Origin of the sequence: Devosia sediminis, from assembly GCF_016411825.1 — a bacterium.
GTDB classification, from domain to species: domain Bacteria; phylum Pseudomonadota; class Alphaproteobacteria; order Rhizobiales; family Devosiaceae; genus Devosia; species Devosia sediminis.
In genome coordinates this window covers 838,167-854,173 of record NZ_JAEKMH010000001.1, presented here as the reverse complement: position 1 = coordinate 854,173, position 16,007 = coordinate 838,167, and the positions used below count along the sequence as shown (strand labels likewise).

Here is a 16,007-nt window from a genome sequence, read left to right as displayed (position 1 = left end):
GGATTTCCCGGACGGGTCGGGCAATGACGAAGCGACTAGACGCTTCGGCTTTACTCCCGGCAACTAACATGTCAGTTATCCGCCAACGATTTGGGAGGGCGAGATGGCTAGTCGAACGTTCGAAAAGCGCCGCGTCGGGCAGACCGACCTGGAAGTGACCACGCTTGGCCTGGGCGGCGCGACACTGGCCGGGAGCTGGAAGCCGGTTCCGGCCGAACAAGCCCGCGCCACCGTGCGCCATGCGCTCGAAGCCGGCATCACCTATTTCGACACGGCGCCTCACTATGGGTTCGGCCGCTCCGAACACCTGGTCGGCGACGCGCTGCGCGACCATCGGGCCGGCATGGTCCTGTCGACCAAGGTCGGGCGGCTGATGAAGCCGGTGCGCGGCCCCTATGATCACGGCACCGAATTCGTCGACCCGTTCCCCTTCCAGCGCGTCTACGACTATTCCTATGACGGGTTCATGCGGTCCTTCGAGGACAGCCTGCAGCGGCTGGGCATGAACAGCGTCGAAATCCTCTACGTCCACGACCTTGGTGCCGGAACGCATGGCGTTGAGGGCAACAAGCCCTATTGGGAACAGTTCACCAAGGGTGGTGGGTACAAGGCGCTGCGCGAATTGCGCGAGTCCGGCGCCGTCCAGGCCATCGGCCTAGGGGTCAACGAATGGCAGGTGCTCATGGACGCCTTCGCCGTCGGCGACTGGGACGTGTTCATGCTGGCGGGACGCTATACCCTCCTGGAGCAGACATCGCTCACTCCATTCTTGTCGACCTGCGTGGAGCGCAAGGCCTCCGTGGTGGCCGCCGGCCCGTTCAATTCGGGTATCCTGGCGGGCGGTGAGACGTTCAACTATGCCAAGGCACCCGAGGCCGTCGTCACGCGCGTGCGCGCCATCGAGGCGGTCTGCAAAGCCTTCAATGTGCCCCTGCCCGCGGCCGCGCTGCAATTCCCGCTGACCCATCCGGCGGTGTGCAATGTCGTGCCGGGTCCGCGTTCCCCCGAAGAACTGGATGGCATCCTGGGCTGGTGGGATACGAAGATCCCGACTGCCCTGTGGACGACGCTCGCGGACGAGGGGCTGCTTGCCCCCGGTACGCCGATCCCCGGCGGAACGGCTTGACCCGTCTGGCCATTCAACCATATAAATAACTATATGGTTTTGTAACTGGATCGCTCATGCAGGATTCTGCCCGGCTCGACGCTACCTTCCAGGCGCTTTCGGATCCGACCCGCCGGGCCATCCTGCAGCGGCTTGCGCGCGAGGGCGATGTCACGGTCATGGACCTGGCAGAGCCCTTCGCCATGAGCCAGCCAGCGATTTCCAAACATCTCAAAGTGCTGGAAAAGGCAGGGCTGGTGTCGCGTGGACGCGATGCCCAGAAGCGACCCGTGCATCTCGAAGCGCAGCCGCTGGCCGAAGCGACAGGCTGGCTGATCGAATACCGCAAATACTGGTCTGCGCAGTTCGGCCGGCTCGACGGCCTCCTGGAGGAGTTGCAGGCCATCGAAGCCGCAGCAGGAAAGAACTAGGCCGACTATGCTGGGCGATCCGCTTTCCGTCTCGACGCCGTCGGATACGCAGGTCCTGCTGGTCAGGAGCTTTGCTGCTCCGCCGCATCTAGTTTTCGCCTGCTATACTCAGCCCAGCCTGATCCGGCGCTGGCTCACCGGGCCAGACCGCTGGACCATGCCGGTCTGCGCCTATGACGCACGCGAGGGTGGCGGTTATCGCTTCGAATGGCATGGGCCACGTCAGGGCGATTTCCTGGCAGTGTCGGGCAAGATCAGCCGCATTGACGCCATGCACTACATCGACAGTTCCGAACTCTTCGATGGCGGTGTCATGGGCCCAGCCTACCGCACCGAACTCCGTTTCGATCTTGATGGCCCCGGCACCGATCTCGTCAACACCTTGACCTGCACCTCACAGGCCCATCGCGACATGGTTGTCGCTACGGGCATGGCCGACGGCATGGAAATGAGTTTTCAGACCCTAGACCAGCTATTGGCGGCGGAACTGGGGTAACCGGCTCCCGCGCCAAACTCGATGGTCACCCTGGGTGGTGATGAAGGCGGGGCGGGAATGGCAAATGGCTGAGACCATCCACCGGTCATTCCTGCGAAAGCGGGAACCCCTGTTTGCGACGTCATGCTAAAACGAAGGTCCCCGCTTTCGCGGGGATGACGCTCTGGAGGGGTAATCGAGGGCGGACCGCCCCGATTCATCAATTTAAATCGAGCGCGTAAGCCTTTAGGAATTCAAGCGGAACAAGGTCCAGCACGCGCTGGTTGGTGCTGCGCAGATAGACGCGCGGAGCCTTGCCGGCATTATGGGCCTGGGCCCAGCGATTGGCGACGAGGCACCAACGATTGCCGGCGACCAGCCCGGGAAAATTGTATTGAGGCATTGCTGTCGAGAGGTCGTTGCCGACGCTTTTCGAATAGTCGAGGAAGTCGTCACTGACCTCGATGCAGACCAGGTGCACGGCAGCCCCCTCCGGCCCCGCCGCGCAGTAACCAGAGCGGAAATACCCGGTCAGCGGATCGTCGGAGCAGGATTGCAGCGGCTCGCCCAGGACGTTGAACTCATTCGGGCCTTCGATGCGGGGGACGGCGGTCATAGCTATTCTCAACTTACTGGGTGAAGGCACCCCCACCCTTGATCCCTCCCCACAAGGGGGAGGGAGACGATGAACACTAGCTCCACCCCCTGCGCCTCCCTCCCCTTGATGGGGAGGGACCGAGGGTGGGGTGACTGCTCACGGCGCCACCCTACTCCGTCTTGTCCATCCGCCGCAGCACTTCCTTGACCTTGGAATTGATCTGGTCGAGCGAATAGGGCTTGGGCAGGAAGTCGACGCTCTGGTCGTCCTCGATGTCGCGGCGCACGCTTTCCTCGGCATAGCCGGAGACGAAGATGATCTTCAGATTAGGCATCTTCTCGCGGATGACCTTGAGCATGGTCGGGCCGTCCATTTCCGGCATGACCACATCGGAGATGATGAGATCGACCTCGTAGTCGAGGTCCTCGAGCACTTCCAGCGCCTCTTCGCCGCCATCGGCCTCGAACACTTCGTAGCCCGTCGCCTTGAGGGCGCGCGCGGAGAAGGCGCGCACGCTTTCCTCGTCCTCGACCAGCAGGATTCGTTCGTGGCCGGTCAGGTCCTTGGCCGGGGCCGCGGCAATGGCTGCCTTGGCGGCGGCTTCTTCGGCAGTCGGCACATAGCGCGGCAGGAAAATCTTGAAAGTGGTGCCGACGCCTACGGTCGAAACCGGATAGATGAAGCCTTCAGTCTGCTTGACGATGCCATAGACGGTCGACAGCCCCAGGCCGGTGCCCTTGCCCAGTTCCTTGGTGGTGAAGAACGGCTCGAAGATTTTGGTCAGCACTTCCGGGCTCATGCCGGTGCCGGTGTCCTCGACGTCGATGAGCACATAGTCTGCCGGCACCATGCCTTCAAACTTGAGGCCGGCGACCTCGCCTTCGGTGACGTTGGAGGTGCGGATGGTGATCGAACCGCCATTGGGCATGGCGTCGCGCGCATTGACCACAAGGTTGATGACCACCTGTTCGAGCTGCACGACGTCGGCGCGGATCGGCCAGATATTGCGGCCATGCTCGACGGTGAGGTTGTTCTTCTCGCCGATCATGCGCTTGAGCAGCACGGTAAGGTCATCGACGATCAGCGGCAGTTCGAGCACCTGCGGCCGCAGCGTCTGGCGGCGCGAGAAGGCCAGCAACTGCCGGGTGAGGCCAGCCGCGCGATTGGCGTTCTGCTTGATCTGCATCAGTTCGTTGAAACTCGGATCGCCCGGCTTGTGCTTTAAAAGCAGCAGGTCCGAGAAGCCGATGATGGCCGTGAGAAGGTTGTTGAAGTCGTGCGCCACGCCACCTGCGAGCTGACCCACGGCCTGCATCTTCTGGCTCTGGGCGAACTGGGCCTCGAGCTTGCGCTGGTCGGTCATGTCGAGCGCATAGACATTGACCTGCTCGGGCGAGCCGGCGCTGACTTCCGAAGCGGAAATGTAGAGCCGCACGGCGTGGTCGCCCTCGGCGCTGAGCACGGCGTCCACCGGCTCCACTTCCGAGCGCTGCGCCGTGGCGTCGCCCAGCGCCCGCTGGAACTTGTCGCGGCTGGCTTCGCCGATCAGCTCGTGCAGCGGCCGCAATTCGAGGCTCTTGTCCTCGCCTGCCCAATGGAAGATGCGCCCGAACGGCGCATTGGTGCGGACGATGCGGCCTTCGCCGTCGAGCGTCGCAATGGCAAAGGGCGTGTCGTTGAAAAAGCGCGAGAAGCGGACTTCGGCCGCGCGCAACTCTTCCTCGGTATCGGGGGCACTCGACATGTCGAGCACCAGGGTCCGCGTTTCGCCCAGCTCGCCGTCGGCCAGGCGCGCCGCGCGATGCAGCAGGCGCACCGGCAGCGTGGTGCCGTTGCGGCGCACGAGATCGATATCGATGATCTCGGTGCGGATCTCGCCATCGCCCCTGCCCCGCATCAGCAGCGTCGCGCCATCGCCCCGCACGATGTCGCCAAGAGCGAGCTGACCGGCATTGAACTCGGCCAGGTCGTAGCCAAGCCAGTCGGCAAGCGTCGAATTGAGATACTGGATGCGCCCCTGCGCGTCGGCCGAGAAGAAGCCTGAAGGCGAGTGGTCGAGGTAGTCGATGGCGCGCTGCAGGTCACGGAACGCCGTCTCGTTGCTCTCGCGGTCGCGGGTAATGTCCTCTACCGACCAGGCCACGAGCGGCTTGCGTGCATCTTCGGTCTGCGGCAGCGGCCGCACCGAAACACGATACCAGAAGACGCGGCTGGCCTCAGACTGCGATCCGCCGAGCCCCCCGGGCACGCGGATGTCCTCGATGGCGCTGCGGCCGTCCCGCGCCGCACGGGACAGGCGATAAATGCTTTCGCCAGCATCGGCATAACCCGAGAACAGGCGCGGCACGCCTACGGGCACGCCATTGGTCAGCGCGCCCGGAAAGGTGCCGTAGTGACCGTTCACATAGGTTATCTTGCCCTCGCGATCAGCAATCACGGCGCCAAAGGGCAGGCTGTCGACCACAGCGTGGCTGAGCGTGCGCCGGTCATCGGTGGTGGCAAAGCGAAAGAGGCCAGCAGCCAGCCCGAACAGGAAAAACACGCCGGCCACCGCCAGTACGCCGACAAAGGTCATCACCAGCTCGGGCGGAATGCGCTCGCCGAACAGCGTGAAGATGACGGCCACTGCAACCAGCAAGATGGCCAGCACCAGCACACGCCAGAGGCCGGCGCCACCGCGCCCGCCATCCATGACCGGTTCGGGATAGTTGTCCTCGCCGAGCGGCGTCGATGCCATGGTGTTCTGCTCCAGCGCCAAACGAACGGCCGTCCCGAATCGGGACATCAGGAATGGTCTAGCAAACTGACCGGTTCCATGGGAGGGCGAAGCGGCTTTTCAACACCCTACCCTACTGCCCTCACGCACTCGGCCGCCAGCCGCCGCCCGGGCGCTTGAGGCGCATGACGAAGCCGATGACTTCGGCCACGGCCTTGAAATGCTCGCCCGGAATGGTCTCGTCGATATCCACCGAGGCAAAGAGCGCGCGTGCCAGCGGCGGGTTCTCGACGATCGGCACATCGTTTTCCTTGGCCAGCTCGCGGATGCGGAAGGCGATGGCATCGGCACCCTTGGCGACGCATTTGGGCGCGGCCATGTTCTTGTCGTACTTGAGCGCCACGGCGAAGTGGGTCGGGTTGGTGATGACCACGGTGGCATCGGGCACCGCCGCCATCATGCGTTTGCGCGAGCGCTCCTGCCGCAATTGCCTCAGGCGACCCTTCACATGCGGATCGCCTTCCATCTGCTTGTATTCTTCGCGCGTTTCCTGGACCGTCATCATCTGCCGCTTCCACCATTTCTGGCGCATGTAAAAGAAGTCGGCCGCGGCAATGGCGGTCACCACCGCCAGCACCCCCATGAAGATCTTGATGCCGATCTCCTGGAAATCCATGAGGATCATGATCGGATCGGCGGTCATCATCGTGTCGAGCCGGTCGCGTTCCGGCCAGCAGATCGCGACGACCACGGCACCGACCACGGCGATCTTGACGAGGCCCTTGCCGAAATTGACCAGTGCGTCTGCGGAGAACAGGCGCTTGAACCCGCCGATCGGTGAAATCTTGGAGAACTTTGGGGTGATCGGCTCCACTGACCAGACCGGCCGGTGCTGGACTAGGTTGGCGAGAATACCGCAGACGAACAGCACCAGCAGCGGGATCGTCGCCACCCCGATCAGCGAGAAGGCGAGCCCATTGAAGAAATCGGTGAAGCCCGAGCCCTCGACGTCGATCTGGTCGGCATTGGCGAAGATGAGGCTCAGCGACTGGCTCATCTCGGTGCTGGCCCAGGGCGACAGCATGGCGAAGACAATGGCGGACCCCAGTAGCATGAACCAGGTCGTCACCTCCTGGCTCTTTGCTACGTCGCCCTTTTTGTGGGCGTCGTCGAGCTTCTTTTGGGAGGGGTCTTCTGTTTTGGATTCCTGATCCGGTGCATCATCCGACATAGGCTATCCCCGCCACATCGCCAGATGGTTTTCGAAGGATGTCACATACCAGCCCATCATCATGGTGAGCAGGATAGCGAACAGCAGCAGGCCCACGATGATATTGGCCGGCATGAGGACGAAGTACACCTGCAACTGGGGCATGAGGCGCGCCAGGATGCCTGCGCCGAGGTTGAAGACCAGGCCGAAGACGATAAAGGGCGCCGACATCTGCACGCCGACCGAAAAGGCGCCGGCCACCGCCCGTATGGCCAGTTGCATGGCATCCTCGAACATCACCGGGTCGGTGGGCGAGAACACCATGTAGCTTTCGTAGATTGCCGCCAGGGCCATATGGTGCAGGTCGGTGGCAAAGATCAGCGTGATCCCGAGAAACGAGAGAAAGCTCGAAAACACCGCGCCCTGGACGCCGGCCTGCGTCGGGTCGGCCGCCAGCGCGCCGGACAGGCCGACCTGGAAGGCGATGATGGTGCCGGCTACGCTCGTCGCCATCACGGTAATGCGGATGATCGCGCCGATGATCAGTCCCACAGCCAGCTCGTGAAAGATGAGGCCCACAATGCCGGCAAGATCAGGCGGCACGGCCGGCATGACGCTACTCAGCAGCGGATAGACCACGATGGTGAAGGCCAGCGCGAAGCCCAGTCGCATGCGCATGGGAATGGTCTGCTCGCCCAGGGCCGGCATCAGCATCAGCATGGCGCCGATGCGCATGAAGAGCATGAGATAGGTGAAGGCGACGGCGGGCAGCCAGTCGAGGCTCAGGGTCACCTCAGCCGCCCACGATGATCATGTCGACCACTCGGTCCATGTAGCCGGCCATGGTGGCCCCGAGGAAGGGCAGCGTCAGCAGCATGGTGATGAAGATCGCGATGATCTTGGGCACGAAGACCAGGGTCATTTCCTGGATCTGCGTGAGCGCCTGGAACAGCGCGATGATGACGCCCACGACCAGACCCACCAGCATCATCGGCATCGAGACGATGATCAGCGTCCAGATACCCTGGCTGGCAATGTCGAGCACTTCTGCGCCGGTCATGGATCGTCCTTCGATTCGGCTCCCAGCGTACCACCGGCTGTCACCCCGGCGAAGGCCGGGGTCCATCCTGAGGTATCTCGACCTGCACCGCCGGCTGTGTTTTCCCCTAAATCTCAGGATGGGCCCCGGCCTCCGCCGGGGTGACATGCAGCGGGGTTCGCGAAGGGCCTCAGATCGGCATCCGCATGATTTCCTCGTAGGCGGAAATCACCCGGTCGCGGATGGTGACCATGCTCTCGATGGCCATTTCGGTTTCGGAAAGCGCCGTGACCATATCGACCACGTTGGCCTTGCCGCTGACCATATCCATGGCCATGGCGTCGGCTGCTTTGCCCTGGTCGACAACGCCCTGCACGTTCTGCGCCAGGATGTCGGCGAAGCTGCCGCCGGCGGACGGCGCGGTCGCAGTGAGGTCTGCCTGCGGCTTGGCGGCCTGGTTGATGAGGCGACTGGCATTGCCATAGGCGGTGGCGGCGGCGTTGAACGGCGTATTGATGGCCATGCTGGCGAGCCTCTATCAGCCGCGCAGGATGTCGAGCGTACGCCCGAGCATCTGGCGGGTCACGGTGACCACGTTGAGATTGGCCTCGTAGCTGCGCTGGGCCTCACGCATGTCCACCGTCTCGATCAGGGTGTTCACGTTGGGATATTGCACATAGCCGTTCTCGTCGGCGGCAGGATGGCCGGGCTCGAAGCGCGAGCTGAACGGGCTCTGGTCATAGGCCAGCCGCCCGACCTCGACGACGCGCCCACCCACTTCGGCATCGAAGCTCGTCTGGAAGGTCGGGATCCGGCGGCGATAGGGCTCGTCTCCCGGCGCCTTGCCGGCGGAATCGGCGTTGGCGATGTTCTCGGCGATGACGCGCATGCGGGCCGTCTGGGCGTGGAGGCCGGTTGCGGCGATGCGGAGCGAGGAATTGAAGTCCATGATCTATTCCTTAAGCGTTCTTGCCCATCGCCACGCGCAGGATGCGGATGGATTTCTGGTAGAGCGAGGTCGCGGCCTGGTAGTCCATCATGTTGGTCGTGACCTTCATCATCTCGTCTTCGAGCGTGATGCCGTTGCCTTCCGGCGTGATCTCGAAATTGGCCATGCGCTGGGCATCGAAGGCCCCCTCGCCCGAGGAGGCAGAGAAGTGCATGGGCTGGGTCACCGTCGTGACCATGGCCGAAGACGAGGCCATCATCCCCATGCGGTCATCGAAATTGTATTGCTTGAGATCGCGGCCGCGATAGCCGGGCGTCTCCGCATTGGCGACGTTTTCCGCGAGCAGCCCCTGGCGGGTCTGGTGCCAGCGCATCTTGTCGGTCAGGGCCGAAAAGACGGGCATATCCATGAGGCCCATGGGCCGAACTCCGGAAACGTCTCCAATGGGCAATTCTTGCCGGGTGAATGGTTAACCAAGCGTTAACTGCACCGCCCTTGCCATCAAATGGCCATGCAAAATGCATCAGTGGCGCCCTCACTGAGCAGGAACTGCCGATCGGGTTGAGTCGGCAGCTATTGCCCCGGCCGGAATCGCGCTATGTGCGTGCCGTGGCGGAATACTAGCGGAGGCCTTTGCCCGTGCAATTCATAACCGGCCTGTTTGGCGGCAGCGGCAACACCATATTGACGGTCGTTTTCGCCCTGGGCATCGTCCTGGTCCTGATCCTTCTGGCGGTTTGGCTGCTCAAGCTGATCTCCAACATGTCGAGCAATGCCATACGCGGCCGTAACCGCCGCCTTGCCGTCGTCGACACGCTGGTGGTCGATCAGAAGCGCCAATTGCTGATCGTCCGCCGCGACGATGTCGAGCACCTTATCCTCATCGGTGGCCCACAGGATCTGGTGGTGGAAAACGGCTTTGTCGCGCCTGATGTGCCGCAGCCCCCTGCCCGGCGCCCGCTGCCCGTGGTGCCGACACCCAAGCCGGCTGAACCGCGAGCGCCAAAGGCCGTCGAGCCGGCGGTTTCGAGTGCCAAAGTCCCGGATGCCGCGCCCGGCACCCTGCTTGAACAGCTCCAGAAGTCTGGCCACGCCGGCGACCGCAAGGCGCGCGTATCCCTGCGCCAGACGGGCCTCCTCCGCCCCGTGAGCGAACAGGACCCGACACTATCCGTGCAAAACCTGGACGCACCGGGCGGGCGTTCCGCCGACTCAGCTAAAGAGGACGGGAACACCACCGCGAGCGAAGGCGCAGGGCTTGAGCACCACGACGGCGACCAGCCCAACCGGCACTGACCCGGCGCGACCATCGCGCTGGCGGGTCATCCTGCCGTTTGTCGCTGCTGCCGGCCTCCTGATCCTCTGGTCCAACGGCGCCTTTGCGCAGGACGTCTCCATTGATTTCGGCGACGAGACGACGCTGACCGAACGAGCGATCCAGCTCATCGGACTGATCACGCTCCTGTCGCTGGCGCCGTCCATCCTGGTCATGGTGACGAGCTTCACGCGCATCGTCGTGGTGCTGTCGCTGCTGCGCACGGCGATCGGCCTGCAGACCGCGCCGCCCAACTCGGTCATGGTGTCTCTGGCGCTGTTCCTGACGCTCTTCATCATGCAGCCGACGCTGCAGCAGAGCTACGAGCAGGGGATTGCGCCGCTCATGGCCGGCGAACTGGAATTCGCCGAAGCTTTCGAGGCCAGCACAGAACCGCTCAAGGATTTCATGCTGGCCAATGTCCGCGAGCAGGACCTGTCGCTGTTCTACGACCTGTCCGACGCCGAAGTGCCCGAGACGCCCGAGGCCGTGCCCCTGCAGTTGCTGATTCCGGCCTTCATCATTTCCGAGCTGCGGCGCGCCTTCGAAATCGGCTTCCTGCTGTTCCTGCCCTTCGTGGTCATCGACATGGTCGTGGCCTCGGTGCTGATGAGCATGGGTATGATGATGCTGCCACCGGTGGTGATCTCCCTGCCCTTCAAGTTGATCTTCTTCGTGCTGGTGGATGGCTGGTACCTCGTGGCCGGGTCGCTGGTGCGCAGCTTCACCAGCGGATAGGCGCCGTGTACCGCGCCAAGCCGGGAATCAAGAAAGACCATGTGCGGTGCTGGGCCCTGCCCGACCGGATCTTCTTCGGCCACGGCGCCTGCCACATCCTCGCCGGCGTGTATCTCGGGGAAGCGCCCCTTGCCGGCTTTCATGCCGAGCGGATCATGCCGCATGGCGATGTGCCCGGCGGGCATATGTATGTGACCGACGGCACGGTCGCATTCGACTATCACGGCTACAGCCTGCGCCAGCGCCTGCTCGACCATCACCGCCGCGCCTGGAGCACTGACCACCCCGGCTGGGACTATGAGGTCGAGCGCGTCGATTTTCCAATCCTGGGCGCCCACGCGCTCAATGCCCGCAAGATGCTGGGTCCGGGGCAATATCTGGAAAACCCGATACCGCGCGCCAGTGCCTTCATCGCTCGCTACGATCATCAGCGCGCAGCAGCGCGAGCACGCGGCTAGAGCGAGGCCACGCCGTTGCTCGGCTTGCTGGCGTTGACCGGGGTCAGCGCCCCTTCGCCGGCATAGGTTTCGCGATAGGACGAGAGGAAGGCGGTGAGGCTGTCCACCGCGGCTACTTCGGCGGCGACCCGCTTGAATTCGAGGCTGGTGGTCTGGATCGGGCCGGTGACATAATCGAACATCGGCCATTCCGGCGAAGCCACCATCTGCTCACCGAACTTTGCCCTGAGACGCGACAGGCCGAAGTCGTCGCCCGCCAGCACATAGCCCACCGCCGCCTTGATCAGGCTCATGCGCGCCACGAGATTGAGCGGCTTGCTGCCGGTCTCGGCGCTGTAGATCGCCTCGATCATCTCGCCGGCCTGGCTGAAGCGACGAGCCTTCCAATGCGCGTCGATCCGCAGCAGTTCGACGTCCTTGCCGTCCATGTTGCTGATGAGGTCCAGCGCAAGCTGGTCGCGGCCGCCATCGATCATGGCGCGGGCTTCGAGAATGCGCCGCTGCCGCTGCAACGACTCCGGCAGGCCGGGCAGTTGCGTCTCGTTGAGCACGCGAATGGCATCCTGCGGCTTGCGATCGGCGAGATAGATCACCGCCAGGTCGGAGGCGATCTGCGTGCGGGCCACACCGCGCAGCCGGTTGTCGAGCTGGTATTGCAGCAGGTCGGCCGCCTGCGGCAGCAGGTCGACACGCACCAGTCGGCGCGCCAGGTTGCGGATCATCTCGTCGCCGCGCGCGCCCGGTGGGGTCAGGTGCTGGAAATCGTAGTAGATTGCCATGGCCTCGACGGCGCCGATCGAGTCGGCGACACCGTTGAGGAAGAGGTCCGAGAACATGGCCTGTGCCTGGTCGCGCAGGGCATTGACCGATGGACTTTCCGGATAGTTGGCCACTGCCGCCTTCACCGTCTCAAAGCCCAGGCGATAGTCGCCATTGCGGAAATAGAGCTGGGCCAGCAGCGTCTGCATCTCGGCTTCCAGCGCGTCGCCGCGCCAGAGCAGGGTTTCTGCCGCCAGCGTCTGCGTGCCTTTGGCAAGGTCGAGCCTGCCCTCGCTGTCGAGCAAGCGCAGCGTGCGGTAAACCGCCTCGGCGCGGGTGGGACGAACTTCCGAGGCGATCACCTGGCCATAGGTATCCAGCGCTTCCTGGTTGCGACCTTCGGCCTCGTCGATGCGGCCGGCCAGCAGGTGATGGAGCGACACGTCCTCCATGCCGAGGCTGGCAAAGTCGATGGCATCGAGCATGCGCTGTGCAAGGCTCGAATCCTCGGCCTCCACCGCCGCCCGTGCCGCCGCAAGGCGGAAGCGATTGCGCGCCCATTCGGGATAGCTGTCGGCAATTGCCCGCGCTTCCATGGCATCGAAACGAGCACCACGATAATCCTGCGTTTCGGCGCGGGCCATGGTCCGCCAGAACAGGGCATCGACCTCCTGGTCGACGGAGGCGGCATTGAGCAGTTGCAGCGCATCGCGCGGCCGTCCTGCCAGCACATTGGCAATCGCTGCCGTGCTGCGGATTTCACGGGTGAGGTCGGTTGCCTTGAGGTCGCTTTCGAGCACGCGGAGCACGCCCAGCGCCTCCATGGCGTAACGATTGGCCACGAGATACTGCGCAAGCTTGAGCCGGGCGATGTCGCGCTCGCGCCCGTCGCTGGCCGAAGCCGCCAGTTCAAGCTGGTCGCGGTGTTCGATGAAGGCCTCGGGATCACGCTGCTCGAGCGAGCCGAGATCGACATAACCGGCGCGCATCGCCTCGCGTGCTTCGGTGCTGATCTGCCGCAGGGCATCGATTGCCGAGACGGTCAGGCCGCCGGTGGCCGAGATGACGGCTTCGGGGCTATCGATGGACACTTCGACGCTGGGCGACTTGGGCTGCACAACGAGGCCATGGACGCTGCGCAATGCCGTGAAGTCCACATAGTCGAGCGAGCGCGTCAGCCCACGCGCCGGCGGAAAGGCAGTAACGACCTGGAGCACGTCGCCGACCAACGGATCACGGAATTCGTGTACGCGGCCGGGACGGACCACGTCGGCGACCATTTCGAACGAGCCCTCGATATCGCGGCGACGCGACAGCGCCATGGGTTCGGTCGGGCTCAGCATCATGTCGCCCAGCGACAGCACCCAGGCCATGCCCTCCGAACCCAGCGTGGCGAGCCGATCCTGCGCGAGATCGAGCCGCACCACCTGCGTATCGCCTGCAGAAACGATGGTAAAATCCTGCGCGATCGCATCGAGCTGGGTCGTGTCCGCCGGCGCCGCGATGCCGCTGACCGTATCAAAGATCATCCACACGGTATCGCCCCGGCGGAACACCGCGGCCGGCGTATCCTGCTCGAAGGGAAACACCACGCGCACGGTATTGCCCAGCACGTTGATGAACGGCGTGACGGTCTCGGCGGCGGCAGTCTGCAGCGCCGCAATCTGCGGAGCCTGAGCCCCGGCGGCGGCGGCTTCTGCCTCGGCGGCAAGCTGCTCGGCTTCGGCGGTAAGGTCGGTGGCGGTCAGGGCCGGCAGGCCATGCCCGGCGATGTCGATATCGAGCACGTATTGCGAGGGTGACAGAGCATAAAAGCGCGGCGCAACCCCTTCGGCAAAGAGGAACGTCGCCGCGGCGCCATCGGCCGACGAGCCCGACTGCACAGAGACGATCTCGGCGGGCAAATCGGTGATCAGGTTGCCCAGGTCCATATTAACCGGCCACTCGAACGTGGCGGCGCCAATCTCGCCCTTCTGGTTGAATTCTCCTTCCGTCGGCACGGTCCAGTCGAACTGGAGGCGCAGGAAGGTGGCATTGCGCCCGATGCGTACGGCGACCTGCGGATCGAGTTCGGCGGCCATCTTGGCCTTGCGGTCGCGCTCTGCCTTGATGGCGGCCTGTCGGGCCCTTTCGGCCAGTTCGTCGATAATGTCCTGCGGCAAGGCGGGCGGCATGCCCTGCCATGTGGTCGGCATCAGGTCGACGAAGAGTTTTTCGCCCGCTTCGATACGATTGAAATTGAAGCCGCTCTTGAGTGCCAGCCGCAGACCCCGTCCGTCCGGGTCGACCCGGGCCATGGAGAGGTAATTGGGCATGGTGACGGCAACGTCGGGCAGCAGGATTTCGACGGGGGACTCGAACTCGACTGAAAGCACGCCATTGTCGACGCGGAAGTCGTACGGCGGCAGCGTATCCAGCGAGGGAAAGCTGAGGATGAGGCGCGCATAGCCATCTTCCTCGGTGGCGTAGAGCTGTCCCTGTTCCTGGGCATGAGCGGGCGCGGCAGCAGCCAGAATGCTGGCCATCGCCGTCGCGGCAAGGGCATGACATGCCCGCCGCCAGCCTGACTTGATTGCGGTCTTCACCGGCTTCTGCCCGCCCGACGCAAATGCCGCGCCTGTCGGACCGGGGAGACGCCCGGACACCTCAAGAACGCGAGGGTTACAACTCTCCGGCGCCCGCCGTCATTCTGGACGGACTGAACGCCTGAAGCTGCACCCTAGCGAGGGGTACTTAACACCCGCCTAAGGAGATACCAGCAATTGCCTACTGGCCGACGATCTGCGGCAGGGCGGCGAGATCTTCGGGCGCCATCTGGTCCAGGGGGTCGGTACTGGCCGAGGCCATGCGCACCGTCAGTTCCTGCGCCCGCACCGTGTCCATCTCAGCCAGGATCGGCGCCATCTTGCGCGGGCTCATCATCTTGGCCACGCGCAGCAGCACCTCAATATCGAGCGCATTGAAGATGTTGGCAGCATCCTTGGGCTTCATGGTTTCGTACATGGCCACGATGCCGGCGAACTGGCCCTCTTCCATTTCCTTGCGCTGTTCGACCAGCGACGCGATCTGCCCCTCGATGGCCTCCAACGTTGCCTGGCGCTCCTCGATGCGCTTTTCGGCGGCTTCCACCAGCGAGGCACGCATGGCCAGTTCCTGCTCATAGGTGTCGAGGTCGGTGCGGCGTGTGGCAAGGCGCTCGAGCAGCGCCTGCTCGGTCAGCGAAGAATCGGTGGCAGCGAGCGGCTGCGGGCCTTCGGGGGTCAGCAATTGCGGAACGGCGTCGGCAAGGGGCGGACAATCGGCGGGAACCACCAGCAATTGCCCCTCGGACGTATCCTCTTCGCCTTCCTCCGAAACCGGACGCGGCGCGCAGGCATTCTCCGCGGCGACGGTATTGGCCGGAACCTCGCCATGGCCCTCGGCTGTCGGAGCGGCGGCCTCGCCATGGCCGCCTTCGGCCGCAGCCTCGGTCGTGGAACCGTGATCGGCAGCCGGCTCTCCATGGCCGGATGCGGCCGGGGCGCCATGGCCACCGGCCTCGGCCTGCTCGCCCAGCGTGGGCGTACCATCCGCCATGGTCGGGCTGGCATCCTCGATGGTCGGTTCGTTCGGCAGGGTGATTGTTTCACCCGGCGCGGCACCCGCGCCATGCCCCCCGCCCCCGCCGCCGGCGGCCTGGGCCACGCCCACGCCGGTCAGCACATAGCCGCCATTGGTCACCAGCCCCATGGTCTTGAGAACCAGGAGCGCGGCGACGGCCATGATCACGACGGGCAGTAGGCGGATATTGGTCACGCAGCCGCTCCGCGGCTGCGCACGCGCTCGGAAAGCTGCGCCAGGGCGCTCTGCACCTTGTTGGGCGGCTCGACAGGCTCGATCGCCTGGCTGTGGCGCGCCACGCTGGTGATCTTGGCGATACGCTCCATCAGCACCGTTCCGGCCGTGACGTGGTTGGCGAGCTCGATGCCGAAGCGCTCGGCTTCCTCGAGCCGGGCGGTCAGGGCGAGATCGGCCTCGACGGCCGAGGATTTCAGTTCCTTGATGGCGGTATTGGCGAGGTTGGTGGCGCCCACAAGGTCGGCCACCATCTGCCGCATCGCATCCTTGTCCTGGTGCAGCCGCTTGAGGCTGCGGTTGAGCAGGACGCAATAGCCAATGGTCAGGGCAAGCAGGATTGCCACAGCGCCTTCCACAAATAGTCCAAGAGGCAGCCC

17 protein-coding genes are annotated in these 16,007 nt (G+C 64.2%); 6 read left to right on the top strand and 11 right to left on the bottom strand.

What is annotated here, in order from left to right; genetic code table 11:
- The first annotated feature begins 103 nt into the window (after positions 1–103).
- The 3 genes from JEQ47_RS04350 to JEQ47_RS04340 are packed head-to-tail and all read left to right on the top strand — an operon-like array spanning position 104 to position 2,032.
- Entirely contained in the window at positions 104–1,126 is a 1,023-nt protein-coding gene (locus tag JEQ47_RS04350) for an aldo/keto reductase (RefSeq protein WP_198875154.1), read from the top strand.
- 56 nt (positions 1,127–1,182) lie between these two features.
- Positions 1,183–1,536 (top strand): ArsR/SmtB family transcription factor, encoded by a 354-nt coding sequence (locus tag JEQ47_RS04345; RefSeq protein WP_198875153.1) that lies wholly within the window; start codon positions 1,183–1,185, stop codon positions 1,534–1,536.
- A gap of 7 nt (positions 1,537–1,543) precedes the next feature.
- Entirely contained in the window at positions 1,544–2,032 is a 489-nt protein-coding gene (locus JEQ47_RS04340; RefSeq protein ID WP_198875152.1) for an SRPBCC domain-containing protein, read from the top strand.
- Positions 2,033–2,231: 199 nt separating this feature from the next.
- On the opposite strand, the gene JEQ47_RS04335 is transcribed toward JEQ47_RS04340, so the two are convergent.
- The 8 genes from JEQ47_RS04335 to flgB form a co-directional block, all read right to left on the bottom strand.
- Positions 2,232–2,627 carry a DUF2237 family protein gene (locus tag JEQ47_RS04335; RefSeq protein ID WP_198875151.1) on the bottom strand — a complete coding sequence of 132 codons (396 nt, stop codon included), beginning with the start codon at positions 2,625–2,627 and terminating at the stop codon, positions 2,232–2,234.
- A gap of 151 nt (positions 2,628–2,778) precedes the next feature.
- Positions 2,779–5,346, bottom strand: coding sequence for a cell cycle histidine kinase CckA (gene cckA, locus JEQ47_RS04330; RefSeq protein ID WP_198875150.1), 2,568 nt, complete (start codon positions 5,344–5,346; stop codon positions 2,779–2,781).
- Positions 5,347–5,467: 121 nt separating this feature from the next.
- A complete protein-coding gene (gene flhB, locus JEQ47_RS04325) occupies positions 5,468–6,556 on the bottom strand; it encodes a flagellar biosynthesis protein FlhB (protein WP_198875149.1) in 1,089 nt (362 codons plus the stop codon).
- Positions 6,557–6,559: 3 nt separating this feature from the next.
- On the bottom strand, positions 6,560–7,327 hold the full coding sequence (gene fliR, locus JEQ47_RS04320; RefSeq protein WP_328768147.1) for a flagellar biosynthetic protein FliR: 768 nt from the start codon (positions 7,325–7,327) through the stop codon (positions 6,560–6,562).
- Between the two features lies 1 nt (position 7,328).
- A complete protein-coding gene (gene fliQ, locus JEQ47_RS04315; RefSeq protein WP_198875148.1) occupies positions 7,329–7,595 on the bottom strand; it encodes a flagellar biosynthesis protein FliQ in 267 nt (88 codons plus the stop codon).
- Positions 7,596–7,764: 169 nt separating this feature from the next.
- Entirely contained in the window at positions 7,765–8,097 is a 333-nt protein-coding gene (gene fliE / locus JEQ47_RS04310) for a flagellar hook-basal body complex protein FliE (protein ID WP_198875147.1), read from the bottom strand.
- A gap of 15 nt (positions 8,098–8,112) precedes the next feature.
- Positions 8,113–8,523, bottom strand: coding sequence for a flagellar basal body rod protein FlgC (gene flgC, locus JEQ47_RS04305; protein ID WP_198875146.1), 411 nt, complete (start codon positions 8,521–8,523; stop codon positions 8,113–8,115).
- Between the two features lie 10 nt (positions 8,524–8,533).
- Positions 8,534–8,941, bottom strand: coding sequence for a flagellar basal body rod protein FlgB (gene flgB, locus JEQ47_RS04300; protein WP_198875145.1), 408 nt, complete (start codon positions 8,939–8,941; stop codon positions 8,534–8,536).
- A gap of 221 nt (positions 8,942–9,162) precedes the next feature.
- Between flgB and JEQ47_RS04295 the strand changes: the two genes are divergently transcribed.
- From JEQ47_RS04295 to JEQ47_RS04285, 3 genes are read left to right on the top strand one after another with little or no spacing between them, the layout of a single operon-like run.
- Positions 9,163–9,819 (top strand): flagellar biosynthetic protein FliO, encoded by a 657-nt coding sequence (locus JEQ47_RS04295; RefSeq protein WP_198875144.1) that lies wholly within the window; start codon positions 9,163–9,165, stop codon positions 9,817–9,819.
- Between the two features lie 28 nt (positions 9,820–9,847).
- Positions 9,848–10,576, top strand: coding sequence for a flagellar type III secretion system pore protein FliP (fliP, locus tag JEQ47_RS04290; RefSeq protein WP_198875723.1), 729 nt, complete (start codon positions 9,848–9,850; stop codon positions 10,574–10,576).
- A gap of 5 nt (positions 10,577–10,581) precedes the next feature.
- Complete coding sequence (locus tag JEQ47_RS04285) at positions 10,582–11,034, top strand: hypothetical protein (protein ID WP_198875143.1); 453 nt, start codon at positions 10,582–10,584, stop codon at positions 11,032–11,034.
- On the opposite strand, the gene JEQ47_RS04280 is transcribed toward JEQ47_RS04285, so the two are convergent.
- The 3 genes from JEQ47_RS04280 to JEQ47_RS04270 all read right to left on the bottom strand — a co-directional run bounded on the left by JEQ47_RS04280 (position 11,031) and on the right by JEQ47_RS04270 (position 15,974).
- Positions 11,031–14,378: an ATP-binding protein gene (locus JEQ47_RS04280; RefSeq protein ID WP_198875142.1), complete on the bottom strand. Its 3,348-nt coding sequence runs from the start codon at positions 14,376–14,378 to the stop codon at positions 11,031–11,033. The genes JEQ47_RS04285 and JEQ47_RS04280 overlap by 4 nt on opposite strands.
- A gap of 181 nt (positions 14,379–14,559) precedes the next feature.
- Positions 14,560–15,588: a MotE family protein gene (locus tag JEQ47_RS04275; protein ID WP_198875141.1), complete on the bottom strand. Its 1,029-nt coding sequence runs from the start codon at positions 15,586–15,588 to the stop codon at positions 14,560–14,562.
- Positions 15,585–15,974, bottom strand: a complete 390-nt coding sequence (locus tag JEQ47_RS04270; RefSeq protein ID WP_198875140.1) for a DUF6468 domain-containing protein — start codon at positions 15,972–15,974, stop codon at positions 15,585–15,587. Before JEQ47_RS04270 ends, JEQ47_RS04275 begins: the two co-directional genes overlap by 4 nt.
- Positions 15,975–16,007 lie beyond the last annotated feature (33 nt).

Coding starts and splice junctions, on each gene's coding strand:
- fliQ (WP_198875148.1), bottom strand. CDS start 7,595: ATGACCGGCGCAGAAGTGCTCGACATTGCCAGCCAGGGTATCTGGACG.
- JEQ47_RS04350 (WP_198875154.1), top strand. CDS start 104: ATGGCTAGTCGAACGTTCGAAAAGCGCCGCGTCGGGCAGACCGACCTG.
- flgC (WP_198875146.1), bottom strand. CDS start 8,523: ATGGACTTCAATTCCTCGCTCCGCATCGCCGCAACCGGCCTCCACGCC.
- JEQ47_RS04340 (WP_198875152.1), top strand. CDS start 1,544: ATGCTGGGCGATCCGCTTTCCGTCTCGACGCCGTCGGATACGCAGGTC.
- cckA (WP_198875150.1), bottom strand. CDS start 5,346: ATGGCATCGACGCCGCTCGGCGAGGACAACTATCCCGAACCGGTCATG.
- JEQ47_RS04335 (WP_198875151.1), bottom strand. CDS start 2,627: ATGACCGCCGTCCCCCGCATCGAAGGCCCGAATGAGTTCAACGTCCTG.
- flgB (WP_198875145.1), bottom strand. CDS start 8,941: ATGGGCCTCATGGATATGCCCGTCTTTTCGGCCCTGACCGACAAGATG.
- fliE (WP_198875147.1), bottom strand. CDS start 8,097: ATGGCCATCAATACGCCGTTCAACGCCGCCGCCACCGCCTATGGCAAT.
- flhB (WP_198875149.1), bottom strand. CDS start 6,556: ATGTCGGATGATGCACCGGATCAGGAATCCAAAACAGAAGACCCCTCC.
- JEQ47_RS04345 (WP_198875153.1), top strand. CDS start 1,183: ATGCAGGATTCTGCCCGGCTCGACGCTACCTTCCAGGCGCTTTCGGAT.